General features: G+C 63.1%; 1 protein-coding gene and 1 pseudogene. Both read right to left on the reverse strand.

Features of this window, described 5'->3' with window-relative positions; translation table 11 throughout:
* A pseudogene (locus AC1DWI_RS24380) lies at positions 1–495 on the reverse strand (phenylalanine 4-monooxygenase); the annotation flags it as partial.
* On the reverse strand, positions 483–1,011 hold a 529-nt coding region (locus tag AC1DWI_RS24385; protein ID WP_477726071.1), incomplete at its 5' end, for a transporter substrate-binding domain-containing protein. The pseudogene AC1DWI_RS24380 and the gene AC1DWI_RS24385, both read right to left, overlap by 13 nt.

A 1,011-nucleotide genomic window follows, 5' to 3' on the forward strand; every position in this document is an offset into this window, starting at 1 on the left:
GGTCTGGATGTGATCGGCGTAGCTCGGGTCGAACAGCAGCGGCACGTGGCCGAACAAATCGTGAAAGATGTCGGGCTCGACGATGTAGTCGAATTCGGCCGGCGTGCGTATCCAGTCCGTCACCGGAAACTTGCGATTCGCCAGCAACGTGAAAAAGGGCACCTCGGGAATCAGCCCCGGCACACCCACCAGCTGCCAGCCAGTGGCTTTGAAGAGCCGCTCGTTCACGTCTTCAAACCGCGGGATGGCATCACTTGCGCCCAGGCTGGGCAGGGCTTTGATAAATGCGCTGCAGGCCCGGCCCGCCAGAAGCGCCGTCTGCCGCGTGTAGAGGCGCCGGTAGGTGTCGTGGTCTTGCGCGGTATAGGCCGCGTAGTTTTGGGGGCAGGTGTAGTCCGCATTGACCTGGCCGCCACGTGCGTAGTCACCCCGCGGCGGGCGGTCAGACTGGCCGTAGACTGCCGGCGGTGGCGTGTTGCTCTCTACTTCAGCCATTGGCTCTCCACGCGCTGGTAGTCACCGCTGGCTTTGGCCAGGTGCAGCCACTGGTCCACGTAAGCTTTGAACGTCACGTCCCCGCGCGGCAACAGGTAAGCCATTTCGCCGTACTGCAGCGGTTTGTCGGGGTTGATCGCGCACAGGCCCGGCTTCAGCCTCTGCTGGGTGATCGCCTCGGCCGATTCGGTGACGAAGACATCGGCGCGGTTGGCCAGGATTTCGTCAAAGATCGTCAGGTTCTCGGGGTTGAGCCGCATCTGCGCCTGCTTGAAGTTGGCGCGGGCAAAACGCTCGTTGCTGCCGCCCGGATTGAAGATGACGCGCGTGGCGGGCTTGTCGATGTCGGCCACGGTCTGGTATTTGGCCACATCGGCGCAGCGCGCAATTGGCGTCTTGCCGTTGACCATGTAGGGCGTGCTGAAGAAGGCGCGCTTTTGCCGCTCGGTGGTTACCGAGATGCCGCCAACAGCCATGTCGCATTTGCCGCCCGCCATGTCGGGCATCAGGTTGGAC

Source organism: Polaromonas sp. P3_C2, from assembly GCF_056402675.1.